Origin of the sequence: Nostoc sp. FACHB-110 (assembly GCF_014697425.1) — a bacterium.
Taxonomy (GTDB): Bacteria; Cyanobacteriota; Cyanobacteriia; order Cyanobacteriales; family Nostocaceae; genus Nostoc_B.
The window spans coordinates 138,445-155,298 of the sequence record NZ_JACJRU010000006.1 but is presented as its reverse complement, the minus strand read 5'-3'; the positions used below and the strand labels follow the sequence as shown (position 1 = coordinate 155,298).

Annotated in this window: 16 protein-coding genes; 9 read left to right on the top strand and 7 right to left on the bottom strand. The window is 40.8% G+C overall.

The window, feature by feature from the left end; all coding sequences use genetic code 11:
- Positions 1–54 precede the first annotated feature (54 nt).
- Positions 55–1,155: a PstS family phosphate ABC transporter substrate-binding protein gene (locus H6G69_RS08790; RefSeq protein WP_190684691.1), complete on the top strand. Its 1,101-nt coding sequence runs from the start codon at positions 55–57 to the stop codon at positions 1,153–1,155.
- A gap of 14 nt (positions 1,156–1,169) precedes the next feature.
- Here the strand turns inward: H6G69_RS08790 and aroH are convergent, their stop codons facing one another.
- The 3 genes from aroH to H6G69_RS08775 all read right to left on the bottom strand — a co-directional run bounded on the left by aroH (position 1,170) and on the right by H6G69_RS08775 (position 3,136).
- Positions 1,170–1,571, bottom strand: coding sequence for a chorismate mutase (gene aroH / locus H6G69_RS08785; RefSeq protein ID WP_199335841.1), 402 nt, complete (start codon positions 1,569–1,571; stop codon positions 1,170–1,172).
- A gap of 87 nt (positions 1,572–1,658) precedes the next feature.
- Positions 1,659–2,480 carry a signal peptide peptidase SppA gene (sppA, locus tag H6G69_RS08780; protein WP_190684685.1) on the bottom strand — a complete coding sequence of 274 codons (822 nt, stop codon included), beginning with the start codon at positions 2,478–2,480 and terminating at the stop codon, positions 1,659–1,661.
- A gap of 359 nt (positions 2,481–2,839) precedes the next feature.
- Positions 2,840–3,136: a hypothetical protein gene (locus H6G69_RS08775; RefSeq protein WP_190684682.1), complete on the bottom strand. Its 297-nt coding sequence runs from the start codon at positions 3,134–3,136 to the stop codon at positions 2,840–2,842.
- A 399-nt stretch (positions 3,137–3,535) separates the two neighbouring features.
- Here H6G69_RS08775 and H6G69_RS08770 point away from each other — a divergent pair, with 399 nt between their 5' ends.
- The 5 genes from H6G69_RS08770 (at position 3,536) to H6G69_RS08750 (ending at position 7,617) form a co-directional block, all read left to right on the top strand.
- Complete coding sequence (locus H6G69_RS08770) at positions 3,536–4,336, top strand: MlaE family lipid ABC transporter permease subunit (protein ID WP_190684679.1); 801 nt, start codon at positions 3,536–3,538, stop codon at positions 4,334–4,336.
- A gap of 141 nt (positions 4,337–4,477) precedes the next feature.
- Positions 4,478–4,894, top strand: a complete 417-nt coding sequence (locus H6G69_RS08765; protein WP_190684676.1) for a DUF3119 family protein — start codon at positions 4,478–4,480, stop codon at positions 4,892–4,894.
- Between the two features lie 66 nt (positions 4,895–4,960).
- A complete protein-coding gene (locus H6G69_RS08760; RefSeq protein WP_190684672.1) occupies positions 4,961–6,178 on the top strand; it encodes a DUF3086 domain-containing protein in 1,218 nt (405 codons plus the stop codon).
- A gap of 206 nt (positions 6,179–6,384) precedes the next feature.
- Complete coding sequence (plsY, locus tag H6G69_RS08755) at positions 6,385–7,071, top strand: glycerol-3-phosphate 1-O-acyltransferase PlsY (protein WP_190684669.1); 687 nt, start codon at positions 6,385–6,387, stop codon at positions 7,069–7,071.
- 207 nt (positions 7,072–7,278) lie between these two features.
- Entirely contained in the window at positions 7,279–7,617 is a 339-nt protein-coding gene (locus tag H6G69_RS08750) for a hypothetical protein (RefSeq protein ID WP_190684667.1), read from the top strand.
- A gap of 159 nt (positions 7,618–7,776) precedes the next feature.
- Here H6G69_RS08750 and H6G69_RS08745 read toward each other — a convergent pair whose 3' ends face one another.
- Positions 7,777–9,915, bottom strand: coding sequence for a serine/threonine-protein kinase (locus H6G69_RS08745; RefSeq protein ID WP_190684664.1), 2,139 nt, complete (start codon positions 9,913–9,915; stop codon positions 7,777–7,779).
- A gap of 103 nt (positions 9,916–10,018) precedes the next feature.
- The gene (locus H6G69_RS08740; RefSeq protein ID WP_190684662.1) at positions 10,019–11,704 is read right to left on the bottom strand and encodes a serine/threonine-protein kinase; all 1,686 of its coding nucleotides are present in this window, start codon (positions 11,702–11,704) and stop codon (positions 10,019–10,021) included.
- A gap of 327 nt (positions 11,705–12,031) precedes the next feature.
- Between H6G69_RS08740 and H6G69_RS08735 the strand changes: the two genes are divergently transcribed.
- Together H6G69_RS08735 and H6G69_RS08730 are read left to right on the top strand one after the other, a co-directional pair.
- Complete coding sequence (locus H6G69_RS08735) at positions 12,032–13,534, top strand: phenylacetate--CoA ligase family protein (RefSeq protein ID WP_190684658.1); 1,503 nt, start codon at positions 12,032–12,034, stop codon at positions 13,532–13,534.
- A gap of 163 nt (positions 13,535–13,697) precedes the next feature.
- Positions 13,698–14,348, top strand: a complete 651-nt coding sequence (locus H6G69_RS08730) for a TetR/AcrR family transcriptional regulator (RefSeq protein ID WP_190684655.1) — start codon at positions 13,698–13,700, stop codon at positions 14,346–14,348.
- Positions 14,349–14,367: 19 nt separating this feature from the next.
- Here H6G69_RS08730 and H6G69_RS08725 read toward each other — a convergent pair whose 3' ends face one another.
- Positions 14,368–14,802, bottom strand: a complete 435-nt coding sequence (locus H6G69_RS08725) for a hypothetical protein (protein WP_190684652.1) — start codon at positions 14,800–14,802, stop codon at positions 14,368–14,370.
- 12 nt (positions 14,803–14,814) lie between these two features.
- The gene (locus H6G69_RS08720) at positions 14,815–15,783 is read right to left on the bottom strand and encodes a hypothetical protein (protein WP_190684649.1); all 969 of its coding nucleotides are present in this window, start codon (positions 15,781–15,783) and stop codon (positions 14,815–14,817) included.
- 677 nt (positions 15,784–16,460) lie between these two features.
- On the opposite strand from H6G69_RS08720, the gene H6G69_RS08715 reads away from it, so the two are divergent.
- On the top strand, positions 16,461–16,775 hold the full coding sequence (locus H6G69_RS08715) for a DUF6825 family protein (RefSeq protein ID WP_190684646.1): 315 nt from the start codon (positions 16,461–16,463) through the stop codon (positions 16,773–16,775).
- Positions 16,776–16,854: the final 79 nt, after the last annotated feature.

The following is a 16,854-nucleotide window of genomic DNA, read 5'->3' as shown; positions in this document are numbered from 1 at the left end:
TAGATTTAATATATAGTTTTTATTAGAAAATACTTTATATAAATTTAAATTTAAATGAGCAAAACTAGCAGAAAATCTGCTTCACTCAGCACAGACGCGATTCAAATGATCAGAGGCTTGATCATTGGAAAAGTGATGACGCTGGTAGTTATTGGCGGTCTGTGGTTCTGGTTAAGGCCGCGTACTTACGATCATGATTATGCGGTGTCTGCTTCTCAGCAGTTTCCGGGAACTAACCGCACTGGCTCAAGCTTTGCCGGCGTACCTAACGTACCGATGGATACTTTCAATTATGGGGGAAGTACAGCTTGGGCGCCGATTCGACAACTCGTCAATTCACAAATCCAACATATTCGCCCAGAATTTCAATTAGTTTACGTAAATCCCGCCGTGGGAAGTCCTGGTTCTGGTACAGGCATTAAAATGTTGCTGGAAGGAAAATTAGACTTTACAGAATCTTCCCGGCCTCTGAGTTCCGCAGAACAAACCCAGGCGCAAAAACAAGGGTTAAAACTTGCACAACGTCAAGTAGGTCTTGATGCAGTAGGGGTAGTAGTTAATCCCGAACTTCCAGTTTCTGGTTTAACTGTGAACCAATTGCAGCAAATTTACCTGGGACAAATTACTAATTGGCAACAAGTAGGTGGGCCAAATCTGCCGATTGTTCCTTTGTCTCAATCGCCGGAAAATGCAGATACATTATTGTTTCCTGATAAATCTGCTGACAAGCAAAGTTTGAGTTCACGCGTCCAGTATGTTTATTCCACAACCGAAGCACTAAGACGCATCAAAACAACTCCTGGCAGTTTATATTATGCTTCTGCCAGAGGAGTAGTCTATCAGTGTAATGCCAAGTTACTACCCTTGGGTTTGACTTCTCAAAAACTGGTTTCTCTTTATAGCGAACCAGTAACGCCGTCCAATCAGTGTCCACAACAAAGAAATCGCCTCAATATCAAAGTTATCCAAAATGGCAGTTACCCTCTGATTTCTGCGTTGTATGTAATTGTTAAGCAAAATCAAGGACGAGAACAGCAAGCCGGAGAAGCCTATGCCAAACTGTTGCTAACTGACCAAGGACAACAGGCGATCGCACAGGCTGGTTTTGTCCCTGTAAACTCTCAGGAAATTAGTTTTCAACAAAGTCAAAAATAAGCTGCTGGAGCAATCTAAACTGTTGACTCAATAACTGACTGTGATTTTTGTAAAGTCTGGGGTAAACTCCAGTCTGGACGCAAATTTGAGGCGTGACGCAAATAAATGTGTTGAATTGGTGCAGAAGTAGGCAAATAAGCGTGAATTAAAAAGCGGATGCAGCGTTGTAAACTGCCTTCGACGTGCATTTGTTGTACATCCAACATAGCGACGTTATCCCAACCAGGACGTTTTCTAGCGATCGCCGCCGGAAAAATCGCATCTAAATCGCGTGTGACGGAAAAAGTCACGCTAATCATATCCTCTGGTTGAATGTGATTTCGTTGCTCTAATTCATCTAGCAGTTCTGTTACCGCTTCTCGCATGGCTTCAATCGTGTTTTCTGCAACCGTTGTTGCTCCACGAATCGCTCGCATTTGCCACTCCACGCCAAAAATCCTCCTTGATTCAGTTAACACTTAACAGTCAATAGTCATTGGCTGATGACCAATGACTATTAAAATTTATGGTCTATATAACCACAATGGCAGACCACTAGTAGACATTTCAAATTCCAGCCAGTCAGCACCAGCACCCAATTTTGAGGAAACCTGACGACTCCCGGGGAGAAAGCGACTTAAAAATGGTTTCGGTTCTTCTAAGGTGAAGCATTGGGTTTTTTCGGGGTCAAGACCAACCAGTTCTGCTGTCCAGCGACGTGCTTCTTCTTCTGTTCCCAGGCGGTCTACAATTCCCAATTCTAAAGCTTGCTGCCCGGTAAAAATCCTGCCATCAGCAAAGCTTCTCACAGTGTCTACTGTTAAAGACCGAGCATCGGCAACTGTTTGCACAAACTGTTGATAGCTGGTGTCAATCAATTCTTGCAAGATATGTTGTTCTGGTTCTGTTAATTCCCGATCAAATGCCAAAATATCTTTGTACGGCCCAGATTTGATTACTTTGAAGGAAACACCAATTTTTTCTAGCAAGCGTTCCAAGTTATTACCGCGCAAAATTACACCAATGCTCCCGGTGATTGTTCCCGGGTTAGCGACGATATGTTCGGCTCCCATACCAATGTAGACACCACCTGAAGCGGAAATATTACCAAAACTGGCGACAATTTTGATTTTTTCGCGCAACCGCTTGAGTGCGCTGTAAATTTCTTGGGAGTCTCCAACTGTACCACCAGGGCTATCAATACGTAAAAGTAAGGCAGGAAATTTCTTCTCTTCTACGGTTTTTAATGATTCTAAAACTCGCTTGCGTGTGCCACTAGCGATCGCACCCGTAATTTCAATCCGAGCAATTTGTTTACGAAACTTAGACTTAAACGGCCAAACCATGTGCAGTCAACAAACCTCTTATATAATCTCACTATAAAATGCCCAGAGGTCAAATAAATGGACATTCTGCTATTCAGCATTTTATAGTAGACAATCAAAAGACGGCTTGATGTTAGGCTTTGCTAAATGCTCGCTACCTAAAAATTTATCATCTCATTTATATACATGCTCTAACAGTTTAGTTGCTAATTTTGAGCAACTCATGATTTTGAATTTTCAAATATATGTATTAAATTTAACTATATTATTTTACGAGCATCGAGCTAATAATTTAAATGTCTAGCTGCCATATTATCTTATCTACAAGAGTTTTGGCTGATTTACTGTTGATAATCACTTAGCGATCGCTGATTCTTTACTTAAGAATCTATGCGTAAAATTTGACATCTATAATAAGCATAAGTATCAAACAAAGCTCCGACAAAGCTCCAAGTTAAGCTGATAATTAACAACCCGCGTAAAGGAGTTCCACTACCAAAAATGGCAAGAAAATGTAATATACCCTTGGCACTTGCTTCGGTGACTACTTGTAAACCAGGAAAGTAGCCCAGACAAGACAATATCAGCAAAGTACCGCCAATAAACAACATCGGAGCGACAAAGCTAAAAATAATCGTCACTAGTAGGGAACGAAGCAGATTGGTCAAAAGATTCATGGAAGACAACCTCCAGGAAGGAATCGCAAAATAGCCAAACAGCTATTATTCATTTTCTACAATACGAGCGATCGCCCCTTAAAAGTGAATATGTCAAAAATCTTAAGTTTTCATTAAAAAAACAGACATTAACTACACAAGCTGCATTATCTCCGTGCAAACTTGGCAATTATTCAAATCCTTACTAGATGAAGCTTTGAGTATATCTTTCATAAATAGCACAAATTAAAGCCACTATGAGCAAAGTGTGATTTTATGAGAGCAAGTTTAAACTAAGTTAACCTGAACCTGATTTAGACCAGTTTTCAACAATCAAAAAATGATTAACTCATTGACTCTTGACTAATCACCGATGACTTTCGCTATTCTTAAGGCAATTATCGAGTTAGCTACAAAACATTGAGTCAAGGTACAACATCCAAATCAAGTTTAGCAGCATGGGGTCAGCGATTGTTAGCCGCGATTTTTTTAGGTGGACAGCTGATAGTACACCTGTTGCGAGGCAGAATTCATTGGCGGAACACATTAGAACAAATGGCCGCAGTAGGGCCAGACTCTTTGTTTATCGCCCTGTTAACAGCTATTTTTGTTGGGGCGGTATTTACTATTCAAGTTGCGCGAGAGTTTATTAACTTTGGCGCAGGAAATCTGGTTGGGGGCGTGCTGGCGGTAGCCTTAACCAGGGAACTTTCCCCCGTACTTACAGCTGTCGTATTAGCTGGACGCGTTGGTTCCGCCTTTGCCGCAGAAATCGGGACTATGCGGGTGACAGAACAAATCGATGCTATGTTGATGTTAAAAACCGACCCCATCGATTATTTAGTCATTCCACGGATGATTGCTTGTTGCTTAATGCTGCCGATTTTAACGCTGCTGTCGTTAATCACCGGGATGTTTGGTGGATTGATTATTGCCATTAATATATATGGCATTGCAGATAATGTATTTTTAGAATCTGCCCGCAGCTTGCTGGATACTTGGGATATTTGTAGTGCCTTGATTAAAGCAGCTTGCTTTGGAATGTTAGTTGCTGTTGTTGGTTGCAGTTGGGGCTTAACCACCACAGGCGGAGCTAAAGGTGTGGGACAATCAACTACAACAGCTGTGGTGACGGCGTTGCTGCTGATATTTATTAGCAACTTCTTTTTGTCTTGGTTAATGTTCCAAGGTGCGGGTAGTGCATTTGTACATGGATTTTAAAGAGGCTAGGGGTTAGAGCTAGAAATTTACAATATTTGTGTAACGCAATCAAAATAATATTTATTCGTTAATTTCTCACCCTACTCCCTATTCCCCACGCCCCACTCCCTAACTCAACCGCCTAATCCTAAAATAGGAAAGATGTCTAAAAAAGAAACAGGATTAGAAACAGTGACCAGTTCATTTGCGCCTAACTCCGCAGCCACGGTGGAACTTAAACCTAGTTACAATATCCCTTTAGTACTGGTAATTGCAGCGATACCCCTCCTGATTGTGCAACCTTGGGTAGCAGGAGCGATCGCATTTTTTGGCTTGTTTCTTTTGTTTCAAACTGTAACGCTGCGTCTGCAATTTACCACTACAGACTTAGACATTTACAGAGGTGAAAAGTTAATTCGGCGTTTTCCTTACCGAGAATGGCAAAACTGGCGTATATTCTGGAATGGTTTTCCTGTACTGTTTTATTTTAAAGAAATCAACAGTATTCACTTTTTACCCATTTTATTTGACCCCAACACCCTAAAAGCTTGTTTGGAAGAACGCTGTCCCCGGATTTAAGAGTCGTTTTAGACAAAGGACAAATGACCAATATTTATTCGCATCATAGGAATTAAATTATAGTTTATGAATCCTGAGGCATCTCAAACTCCAGAACCAATAGATGAGTGGTTGGCACAAATACAACCAGAAGATCCGAATACAGAAGAACCAGAAAACTCATCTTTAGAGTCAGTTCTGGAAACAGAAACGCCCACTTTATCAGCTGAGGCTTTAAATGAACCAATTGCAGAGTCAACGCCTGAGTTTGTGGCTATCGCAACTGATAAAGATGAAGTGGGTTCAGATATACAACCAGAATCAATAGATGCAGTAGAGCAAACATTGGTGCAGCTGCAACACCAGAAAGCTGAACTCATCACAGAAATTGCCAAGTTGCAAGAAACTTACAACACTCTGCAAACTCAATTGAGTGATACGCAAACTGCACTAGGGCGCATCGTCCAAGAAACGTTAGCGCAACTTGAACAACGCAAACAAGCACTGCAAATTTCTATAGAACAGCTAGAACGCCGCCAAGAACGCATCCGTAATGAAATGAAAACCACCTTTGCGGGAGCGTCACAGGACTTGGCCATTCGCGTACAAGGTTTTAAAGATTATCTCACCGGGAGCCTACAAGATTTAGCCGCCGCCGCCGAGCAGTTGCAATTAGTTCCAGAGGTAAGAGAACGCGAAAAACCAACGGCTAAAGAAGCTAAACCCACAGAACCAGAATTAACTACACCACAATTTGCCCAGCAGCAATTTCAAGAGACAACCAAGCAAATTCGCCGTTTAATTGACCAATATCGGAATAAACCAGATTATTACGGCCCCGCTTGGCAACTACGCCGCACCTTTGAACCAGTCCATGCAGAACGCGTCTCGAATTGGTTTTTTGGTCAAGGGGGACGGGGTGCTTTACGGACAATGGGTAGCCGCTTGCAAAATACTTTGATTGCTTCTGCGGTGATTTCCATACTACATAAATTGTATGGCGATCGCGTCCGTACTCTTGTTTTAGCTAATACCCCAGAACGTCTAGGTGAATGGCGGCGCGGTTTACAAGACTGTTTAGGCATCGGTCGTCCCGATTTTGGCCCAGACCGAGGTGTAGTATTATTTGAAGCATCAGACGCTTTAGCCCAAAAAGCTGACCGTTTAGTTAAGGCTAATCAACTACCCTTAATTATCATTGATGACTCTGAAGAGCAAATCAGTTTAGGACTGTTGCAATTTCCTTTGTGGTTGGCTTTTGCGCCTGACCCCAAAGCTATGCGAAATTATGATGATGATTTTTAGTGATTAGTCAATGGTCAAGAACAGGGTGTGGCTGAGTGTGAAGACAGGGCTTCCAAGTGTGGTTCGATGCTTTCTTTTCCCCCACACCCTTGCACCCCTACTCCCCTGCGGCCTTAATGATAAGTCTTTAACAGGACACGATATAACCTGTAACCTGCGATATCTTAGACTATTGACTATGGACACTGGACTGTTTTGAGTTGTTTATGGCTATCTGGTTAAGTTTGTGTGGGGCAGTTTTGGTAGTAGCTTACTTGTTGGGTTCCTTTCCCACTGGCTACATTGCTGTCAAGCAGTTAAAAGGTATTGATATTCGAGAAGTCGGTTCCGGTTCAACTGGGGCAACTAATGTACTAAGAACTTTGGGTAAAGGGCCAGGAGCTATCGTTTTAGGAATTGACTGCTTAAAAGGAGTATTAGCGATCGCTCTTGTTTATGGCTTATTTAACTTTGCGGCTAGCCAAAATGTCATCCCCCCAACTGTAGATATAAAATTTTGGCAGCCTTGGTTGGTAACTTTAGTCGGGTTAGCTGCCATATTGGGGCATAGTAAATCTATTTTTCTGGGTTTTACTGGCGGTAAATCTGTGGCAACCAGCTTAGGAATATTATTGGCGATAAGTTGGCAAGTCGGTTTAGCTACCTTGGGCGTGTTTGCTGTGGTTATAGCTATTTCCCGCATTGTATCGTTGAGTTCGATTACTGGGGCAGTTGCTGTCACAATTTTCATGGTAGTTTTTCATCAACCATTGCCCTATATTTTGTTTGGTATTTTTGGTGGATTGTATGTGATAGTGCGTCACCGGAGTAATATTGAACGAATCTTCGCAGGGACAGAACCAAAAATTGGGCAGAAATTGGCAACAGAACCGGAAAAGACAGCAGTAAATTAACAAGAAGGATTAAATTCTCAAAATCTTGATTGTTTCTGTATCTCTGCGTGGCATTAGTGCGGCGATCGCAACTAAATTAGAAAATTTATATAATATAGGTAGTGGACTTTAGCCTTTCTTTGCTAACAAAGATTACTCATGAATTGAGAAAACAAGGCTTGATTTTTTATTTCGAGTAATTAAAAAGCAATCATTCATTAATTAATCATGAAAGCAAAGCTACCATTTATTATATTTATTGTTGGCTTGCTGACTAATGCGCCTGTTTATGCCCAAAGTGTAACTTCGCCAAATTTGCTTCAGCAGCAACAACAACTCAGACAAATACAACAACAATTAAGACAAAACCAAACAGAATCACAAAGACAGAATGGCTTAAATGGCAATAGCCAATCTCAACAAATGTGGCAACAATTTAGATTGCGACAAGATGAAATGCAGCTACAACAGCAGCAACAAAGAGAAGAATATAGGCTGCAACAAAGACAACAGTTAGAAAACTATAGATGGCAACAAGAACAACTACGCAGACAACAACAAAAGTAAGGGTTGCTAATAGCAATTTTCTCGACAAATATAGTTAAGAGAATAGTAGGTTGGGTGTAGCGATAGCGTAACCCAACAAAGTATGCGTGAATGTTGGGTTCCGTTCCTCCACCCAACCTACACCAGTCTAAGTTGTTGCCTTAACTGAAACGTATTGAATTATGGTGTTGTTTCTATTGAAGTTGGCGTAGGCGAAGGTGTATTTGTCTCCGTTGGAGTGGGTGTTGGCGATGGGCTGGATGTTTCTGTAGGTGTGGGTGTGGGTGTAGGTGTTTCAATAGGGGCGGGGCTGGTGGCGGTGATACTAAGTTGATACTCTACTGATGATGATGCAGTAGAAGCGATCGCAAATTCATAAAATCCATTTTCTGGTAATTCAGTTGACAAAGTGCGCTTGGTTGAATCTTCCAAAAATCTGACTTTGCCAGAGGGAGAATAAACCGATAACAAAACTTGAGAATTGGCTTTGAGATTCAATTCCAATGTTTGCCCTTGGGCGAGTTCCGCAATTAAAACTTTGCCACCGCCAGGTTTGAGTGTACCGCTAACGGTTTTATTTGTTGCCCCTGCATCAAAAACAATTTTTTGAAATACACTTCCTGCGAGGATAGCAGTAACTTTATCGCTGACAAACCCATACCACACCTGCCCAATGGGTTGATCTAAAAATTCTTTACCGCGCTGTTGGGGAAATACATTGTAAAAAGCTGCATCACCTAAATCATACAAAGCGCGACTACCTACGTTCACTTGGTTAACTTGAACTTTCCAGCGATCGCGATCAGATGCAGTATAATTTCCTAGTTGCTGACGTGCATTAGCACTCAAAACTGACAGCTTATCCAATAGTTCGTCAGCGGTTTTATCCCATGCAGCGCGTAAACTTTCATCTTCTTTACCATCGCTAAGGGTACGTCCCTGCAAACTAGGATTTCTCTGCCAAAAAATCTGATTTACTAAGTCTATATAAAAACTTTGACTAATGCCTAATTGTTGACGGCGATCGCTTAATCTAGCTTTACGTTGCTTTTCTTCTGGCGAATATTGCGATGAAGCATCAACGGGTTGGGTAACACTTGGGGTAGGCGTAACAGCAATATTTCCGCCACCATGATTATTTCTCGTCAGTCCCCACACAGTTATACCGACAACGCCAACAACGGCTAAAGCGGCGAACAAAGTTTTGGCTGGTGTCAACCCACCCGTTTGTTGTGGGGGTACAGGCGATGGCGAAATCGGAGTCTGGGGTGCAGGTGGTGTATGAGGAGAAGGGGCAACCGCAAATGTCGCCGATGTTGCAGGCGGTTGTTCCATCGGTGCTTGGGTAGGCGGATAGTAAACAGGCGCGGGATTAAGTGCGTGTAAAACTTGGCTAGCTGATTGGTAGCGATCGCTCGGTCGAGGAGCTAACATCTTATTTAATACTTGTCCCAAAATCGGACTCAGGCTAACTTCCTGCTGCCATTTCCAGGAGAGAGTGTAATTATCTAGCAGGTCTTGTGGTTGTTTGCTGGTTAACAGCACCAATATTGTTACCGCCAACGCATATAAATCACTATGTGGCGATACCGCACCACTTTGCATTTGTTCTGGGGGTGCAAAACCAATTTTTCCGAGTAGCGTGGGGGCGGGAGTTTGGGCGACTCCTGGTTGGTAATATTGAGAAGCAACCGTAGCAACTACTTGTTTGACACCACCAAAATCAATCAATACTGGCAGTTGGTCGGCAGTGCGTAAAATTAAATTATCTGGGGAAATATCTCGATGAATCACACCCATCGAGTGAATATATTCTAAAACTGGCAAAATTTGCTGCAACAGTTGGCGGACTTCTGTTTCTGTAAACCTTAAACCCTGCTGTTTGCGAGCATTTAATAAAGAATTATAAGTTTGTCCCTCTACATAATCCTGCACTAAAAAAAGATATTCCTTCCCTTGCAGATTCATCCGAAATAATTCCCGAAAGCGGGGAATTTGCGGGTGCTGCAATTTATACAAAACTTCAGCTTCTCGCTGAAACAGTTCTTCGGCTTTTTGTAAAACGTAAGCAGTTTGAACCTGGGGAGAAAATTCTTTTAAAACACAAAATTCGCGGAAGCGGTTAATATCTTCCACTAAATAAGTACGTCCAAACCCACCTTGACCGATTTGACGCACAATTACATAGCGATCGCCTAAAGTTAAACCAGGTTGGATACCATAAATTACAGGTAAGTCTAGCAAATTCTCGCCACACTGGAGACAAAACCGACTACCTGGGGGATTTTCATGACCTCGAGAACAATAAATTTTAGTCATTGGTCAATAGTCAATAGTGCTGAGTAAGATATTCTTCCCCTGTACCCTTACACCCTGTACCCTGATACCCCTGACATTCTCACTCATCACCCTTGCACCTTAACTAATTATCCGATTGTATTTTACTTACTTTATCAGCAGCGATCGCATACCAAATTTGACCGTAAGTCTGTTGATTCTGTTTCTCACGTTGCTTTCCGGGAAACAACTCATCAAATTTTTGATTTGTGTCTTTGTTTAGCTGACTGATTGTATACTTACCCAATTTTCCCGTTCTCGCTTGCTGTCTCCATCTTTCGTAATCTTGTTGAGTGTAGCTTCCTAGTTTACGGCGTGCTGCGCTACTCAAATCAGCCGCTTCTAGTTTATCTAACAAGTCATCAGCAATATTAAACCATTCATTTCGTAAAGGCGCATCTTCTGATTTCGATGTGAGGGTTTTCCCCTGCAAGTCTGGTCTTTGACTATAAAATAAACTATCTACCATCCGCGTAAAAAATACTTCTGGTATTTCTAACTCTTGACGACGAGCTAAAACATTTTTCCCTTTGCCGCCTTTGTCGCTCACAGGCTGACCGAGAGGATTTGGTAGAGATGGCACTTGCGGCAGGGAAATCGACGGGATAGTGATTGAAGTTATACCCCGCACAACCGCATTTACCGCAGCCCAAGTACCAGCAACGCTTAAAACTACTATTGCTGTACCGCCCAGACTAACAGCAAAAGGGCGTAACCAAACAGGTAAAGTGCTGGTTACTGCTTGCGTCTTATTCTGGATTCTACTCACAATCGTGTTGGTACGTTTTCTGCCTGGGGCAACTATCTGAGTCTTCAGTTTGGTAATATGTGGATTAACTGGTTGTATTGCCGAGGTTGATGGTAAATCTTTCAAGACTTGCTCGGCTGTTTGATAGCGATCGCTTGGTTTATAAGCCAGCATCTTTTTTAATACAGATTCTAGTTTAGGGCTGACTTTGATTTCCTTACCCCAATACCAAAGCCCTTGATAACTGTCGTATAATTTCTGCGGTTCCTTACCTGTCAATAATACGAGCGCTGACACCGCCAAAGAATACAAATCACTATTAATAAATACCTTGCCTTGGCGGATTTGCTCTTCTGGTGCGTAGCCTTTTTTACCCAACAAAGTATTATTAACGGCTAACTTCGTAAACCAAAAACCTTGAGACGCTGGTAATTGCTTCACACCGCCAAAATCAATCAGCACAGGCAAATTATCAGAACTGCGTAAAATCAAATTATCCGGCGAAATATCCCTGTGAACCACATCTTTGGCATGGATATAAGACAACACAGGTAAAATATTTTGCAGTAGCGTAATGACTTCTGCCTCAGTAAAAGTCTGCCCTTGATTTTGCCTCTGTTCTAATAAATTGTAATAATTCTCACCTTCTATATAATCCTGCACTAAAAAGAAAAAATCTTTACTACCTATCTTCACCTGCAAAGAAGCGTGAAACCGAGGAATTTGGGAATGCATAAGTTGTTTTAACACACTGGCTTCCCGTTCAAATAACTCCTTGGCTTTTTGTAAATCCTGTTGTTCTTGCACTTGGGGTGCAAATTCCTTCAGCACACATACTTGATTAGCTTTATGCTGATCTTGTGCTAAGTAAGTACGCCCAAAACCCCCTTGTCCTAGCTGACGGATAATATGGTAGCGTTTGTCTACAACCTGTCCAACCGCAAGCGGTAATGGTTCACCACAAGAGGTACAAAACCGATTACTCTCAAGATTGGCGTGTTGTTTAGTGCAATATACCTGCATGGTGCTGAAGGATAAACGAAGGTTTTTATAAATTACTACAACAGGTGCAGTTCTATTTACGGAAGTGCTACCTACAATTATGTGCTAACCAAAGCCGAGTTATGGAATAGAGCCTACTATTAATAAAATTTACTCTTCTACACCACAGCCATCAGTAAATAGCGAATAAAGACTCAGCGTACCTTTGCGTTTACCTCAGCCTGCCTCTGCGTTAAAAAACTTTACAAATTACATCTAAGGTATAAAAAATTAAATAATCAATCTTGTCAAAGATTAACCAGCAAAAGCAAGCTATGTTCTTGTTTGAGTAGTTAATCAGATAAATTTATGAACGATAACTTACAACAGCAACGCAGCATCAAAGCATTTGCAGATTTTATCTCTACTTCTATAGAAACCCTACTACAAAGAAATTGCCAGGCTGATAGTTCATCAACAGTCTTAAGTTTATTTCATGATGTAGCTGCTAACGTCCCAGCATACAAAGCTTTTTTAGCAGAACGAGGTATAGATCCTCAGACCATTCAAACTTTAGCAGACTTTGAGAAATTACCTGCGATCGCCAAAGAAAATTATATACAGCGATATCCCCTACCAGACTTGTGTCGCCACGGTGAATTAGCAACCTGCGATATGATAGCCGCTTCTTCCGGTTCTACAGGTAAACCCACATTTTGGCCGCGCTTTTTCACCGATGAATTGCAAATTGCTGCACGCTTTGAGCAAATTTTTCATGATAGTTTCTCCGCCGACACCAAGCACACCCTCGCCGTGATTTGTTTCACCTTAGGAACTTGGGTAGGCGGAATGTTCACCACAAATTGCTGTCGCTATCTCGCCAGTAAAGGTTATCCCATCACTGTCATTACACCAGGAAACAACAAAGAAGAAATATTGCGCGTAGTGCAAGAACTAGGGCCAAATTTTCAGCAAGTTGTTTTGTTAGGATACCCACCATTTCTCAAAGATGTGATTGATACTGGCTTAAGTCGTGGTGTGGAATGGCAGAGATATCAGATTAAGCTAGTCATGGCTGGTGAAGTATTTAGTGAAGAGTGGCGTAGTTTAGTTGGTGAGAGAGTTGGTTCCCAAAATCCTAGCTATGATTTCGCCTCCCTTTATGGAACTGCGGATGCAGGCGTTTTAGGTAACGAAACGCCTTTAAGTATTTGCATTCGCCGTTTTTTAGCCAAAAATCCTGATGCAGCTAAAGCTTTATTTGGGGAATCTCGACTACCTACACTCGTACAATATGACCCAACTAGCCGCTTTTTTGAAGCTCAAGACGGCTCATTGTTATTCTCAGGCAATAACGGTATCCCTCTAATACGTTACGACATCCTCGACACAGGCGGCATTATTACCTACGATGCCATGCTGGAATTTTTAGCAAAATGGAACTTTAACCCCCTAGAACACCTCCACTCCCCCCGAGGAATTCACCCCCTACCTTTCGTCTACATTTTTGGACGCTCTAACTTTACAGTTTCTTACTTTGGGGCAAATATTTATCCAGAAAATATCAGCGTAGGTTTAGAACAACCAGTAATTCAAGAATGGGTGACAGGTAAATTTGTCTTGCAAGTTCAGGAAGATGCTGACAAGAATCGATTTTTATCAGTTGTGGTGGAACTAGCACCAGAAGTTGAAAGTAGTGAAGACAAACGCCAAGCCATCACCGCCTCAATTCTCCAGCAACTATTACGCCTCAACAGTGAATTTGCTAATTATGTTCCCCCAGAATATCAAACACCCCAAGTTAGTTTAAAGGCAACAGGCGATCGCGAATATTTTCCTATCGGAGTTAAACATCGCTACACCCGCAAGTAGGCGGATAGAGTGGCAGTAAGAAGTGAAACTTTATTAGCTGCTACTCTGTCGTAACTTTAAAGTTTTTTGCTAAATATTGCCTTAAGTTGCTTATTATTTGTATTTAGTTAACAAAACCTTTTTCACGTACCAAATATAATGCAAGCAAGCACTTGCAAACCAAATGACTAAAAATATCCGTTCAGCAAATCTAACTCGTACACGTTTAATAGAAGCCGCCTCACAAGTATTTGCTAGTTTAGGTGTTCAAGGTGCAACTACCCGTGAAATCGCGCGTGTTGCCGGGGTGAATGAAGTCACTTTATTTCGTCACTTTAGTAGCAAAGAACAACTCCTCAAAGCAGTGATTGAAAATGCTTTAGCACTTCAAATAGAAGCCTTAGGACACCCCGAAACTTGGACGCAAAACTTGTATATTGATTTGAGGGGTTATGCCCAAATGTACAACACAATGTTAGAACTCCAAGAAGACTTAATTCGCACCTTTATCGGTGAAGCTAAACGTCATCCGGAAGCAGCCAAGCAAGTTATTCAAGAAGCCGCCCAACCCCTCAACGAAAAATTAGTTGCTTACCTCAAATCTTGCCAAAAATGCGGTACTGTCAGAACTGACATTGATCCCGCCCCAGCAGTTGATATGTTCTTAGGAATGCTGCTGGCAGGGATGTTATGCCGCAATGCCAAACTCAAGCACAATAGCTATAGCTGCGAGCAATATATTGATACCTGTGTGGACATTTTTGTACGTGGGATTAGCCCTTCATCTGTACCAATTATAAGTGCAAATGGAAAATATGAAGCCGATTGTTATTAATCAAATTAAACTATATTTTTCAAAGCAATATCCTTCCCGATAACAACCTACGCAAAAAGCCAAATAAGCCAATTACAGCATTAATTTCTAACTGGGTTTGGCGGGCTTGATTTATATTATCTAATATTTTTTCCATCTCCTGTATATTTTCGGAATTTACACCAATCACAATTTTATTGATAATCGCTGCTCTAATACTATCTATGGTATATTTACATTCTTGAACGGCTGGTCTTAATTTATTGACTAAATCCCAATTACTTTTATCTTTGGCTAGCTTCAATTCAAATTGCAGCGTTAATAAGATGTCTTCTAATTTATCTTCTGTTTGTTGTAGCTTTGCTAAATCAATGCTATCACTAGGTGCTGCTTTTAGCTGCTCTAGAATTGTGATGAGTTTATCTATAGTTTTATTATCTATGACTGGTAATAAATTTCCGGAATCGTTGTTCATATAAATCCCTGGTTAATTTTGGCATTTAAGTTGTGATTTATCTGGCTTGAACTGCCCATTAACAACATCTGTTAAATAACTATTGAGAGTAAGATCAGATTGAATTTCCCGTTCGATATTATGAATTTTTACTGTCAAATAACTATAGTTATTGCCAGTAATATTTGTAGTTAAACTCAAAATTTGAGTAATTCTAGCCGAAATTACATCAAAGCTAAGATGAGGGTATTCATCAATCAGTTTTGAAAGCCTTTGTCCTTTATCTGCTGCTACTAAAAATTTAGCGATCGCACCTTCTATCATTTCTTTTTCTTCTACATCCAAATTGCGCCATTTATTAACTAATCGACCAACTTGATTTTCAATTTCTTGCTTTTCTCTTTCTGATAGATTTGCTTGACGATAATTTTGACGCAGCTTAATTAACTCCAGTCCAATCTCGGCTCTTTCCGGATTTTTTGGTTTTGGTGGATTCTCTTGTAATAATTGCGCTAAAAGCAACATCTTAACTGTTAAACATCTGGCTGGTTGAGCCGTTTGTGCTACTATCTTGCTACTTTCATAATCAATGGCTTCTAGGTTGGTAAATACCTCTACAGCCTTATCATATTCTGCTTGTAAATTATTCAAAGCTGTGTCAAGCGCGGATGGTTGACTTTGCTCCCCTAAAATAATCTGATCCAACTGCTTAAAATCTATGACACCCTCATTAAAACTATCCTCGATAATTGGATTATTGAGTAACTCCGCAATAGTAGTATTAGGGTCATCAACCGTTGTATTTCTCAGTTCTAGTTGATTAATTTCCCTATATGCAGTGATAGCTTCGACAGCTTGATTGCGAAAACTTTCCGCAGTCGCTCTGAGCATAGCTCTTTTTTCTGGCGTACAGCTACTAAGGGCTAAACTAAGAGCAACGCAACTTATAGCCGATTTAGAAATAGCACCTTGAGATAGATAATGAAAGTTGAAAACTCTCATTATTCTTAATAAATATTTCAACGTTTCCCCAGTGACTTATAAAGTAAATTTGTAAATATAAGCTGCAAATATCAGCGTGGATGTTAATCTTGTATGCTCACCTTGGAAATACACCTTAACTGTAATTCAATTGTTTATTAGCATGGCTAATTGTGATGCGTTAATTACTTGTTTAACGCACCATAAATTTCCGGTGTACTCAATAAAGTATTCCTGGTATCTGCTACTATAATCTCTTTATGCCTATGTCATAAAAAACTTAATGTTTGTTTTTGAACAAAGTTCAAATTTTGCAAAATTTAAGTTGATAATTTAATGATTGAAATTTAATGATTTAACTGCAATATGTAAACAATTATTAAAGTCATCTCAAATTGATTCAACTAACTAGAGAACTCATATTTGATTTATGAAAAACAGTACATCCAGAACAATCTTCTTTCCTCCTCCCCATTCCCCATTGCCTACTCCCTAACTACACAACTAGATTCACAAATCAAACCGGATTCCTGTATTTGAGATTTGCTTAAAAATAATTTATAATTAGTTATATAACTCTAAGCCTTTATAGCTATATAAAGTAGTTATTAACTTGGCTCCAAACTCTCTACTAGATGGAAGCCGTGAAGCATACGAGCAAGTTATAATTCTCTTGCGGATGAGCGTAACAAAAATTTATGAGTAACCCCCTTTTACAAGCCTTTTTTGTAGGCAGAGCTGTAGCTGAAGTCATCAACGAGCGCGTAGAGGTCGCCTTGACCGATGCTTTAAGTGAGATAGGTAAATTTGATGCCGAAGCCAGAGAACAACTGCGTCAGTTTACCCAAGAAGTTATAGAACGGGCAAATCGGGCAGCAGAAGCGGCGAATGTTGGTCAAACAACCACAGTTGGACAAGAGCCAGTGGATTTGCAAGCCAATATTGATGAACTACGAGCCGAAATTGCCCTATTGCGGAATGAGTTGCAGCGTTATCGCAGCAGTTCTGTTTAGTCAATGGTCAATAGTCAAGCGTCAATTGACACCTTTATCAAACACAGTTTTAGGAATCAGAGTGTCTTATCTTCCAGTT

Coding starts and splice junctions, on each gene's coding strand:
- H6G69_RS08765 (WP_190684676.1), top strand. CDS start 4,478: ATGTCTAAAAAAGAAACAGGATTAGAAACAGTGACCAGTTCATTTGCG.
- H6G69_RS08745 (WP_190684664.1), bottom strand. CDS start 9,915: ATGACTAAAATTTATTGTTCTCGAGGTCATGAAAATCCCCCAGGTAGT.
- H6G69_RS08750 (WP_190684667.1), top strand. CDS start 7,279: ATGAAAGCAAAGCTACCATTTATTATATTTATTGTTGGCTTGCTGACT.
- H6G69_RS08720 (WP_190684649.1), bottom strand. CDS start 15,783: ATGAGAGTTTTCAACTTTCATTATCTATCTCAAGGTGCTATTTCTAAA.
- H6G69_RS08790 (WP_190684691.1), top strand. CDS start 55: ATGAGCAAAACTAGCAGAAAATCTGCTTCACTCAGCACAGACGCGATT.
- H6G69_RS08725 (WP_190684652.1), bottom strand. CDS start 14,802: ATGAACAACGATTCCGGAAATTTATTACCAGTCATAGATAATAAAACT.
- H6G69_RS08730 (WP_190684655.1), top strand. CDS start 13,698: ATGACTAAAAATATCCGTTCAGCAAATCTAACTCGTACACGTTTAATA.
- H6G69_RS08740 (WP_190684662.1), bottom strand. CDS start 11,704: ATGCAGGTATATTGCACTAAACAACACGCCAATCTTGAGAGTAATCGG.
- aroH (WP_199335841.1), bottom strand. CDS start 1,571: ATGCGAGCGATTCGTGGAGCAACAACGGTTGCAGAAAACACGATTGAA.
- H6G69_RS08775 (WP_190684682.1), bottom strand. CDS start 3,136: ATGAATCTTTTGACCAATCTGCTTCGTTCCCTACTAGTGACGATTATT.
- plsY (WP_190684669.1), top strand. CDS start 6,385: ATGGCTATCTGGTTAAGTTTGTGTGGGGCAGTTTTGGTAGTAGCTTAC.
- sppA (WP_190684685.1), bottom strand. CDS start 2,480: ATGGTTTGGCCGTTTAAGTCTAAGTTTCGTAAACAAATTGCTCGGATT.
- H6G69_RS08760 (WP_190684672.1), top strand. CDS start 4,961: ATGAATCCTGAGGCATCTCAAACTCCAGAACCAATAGATGAGTGGTTG.
- H6G69_RS08715 (WP_190684646.1), top strand. CDS start 16,461: ATGAGTAACCCCCTTTTACAAGCCTTTTTTGTAGGCAGAGCTGTAGCT.
- H6G69_RS08735 (WP_190684658.1), top strand. CDS start 12,032: ATGAACGATAACTTACAACAGCAACGCAGCATCAAAGCATTTGCAGAT.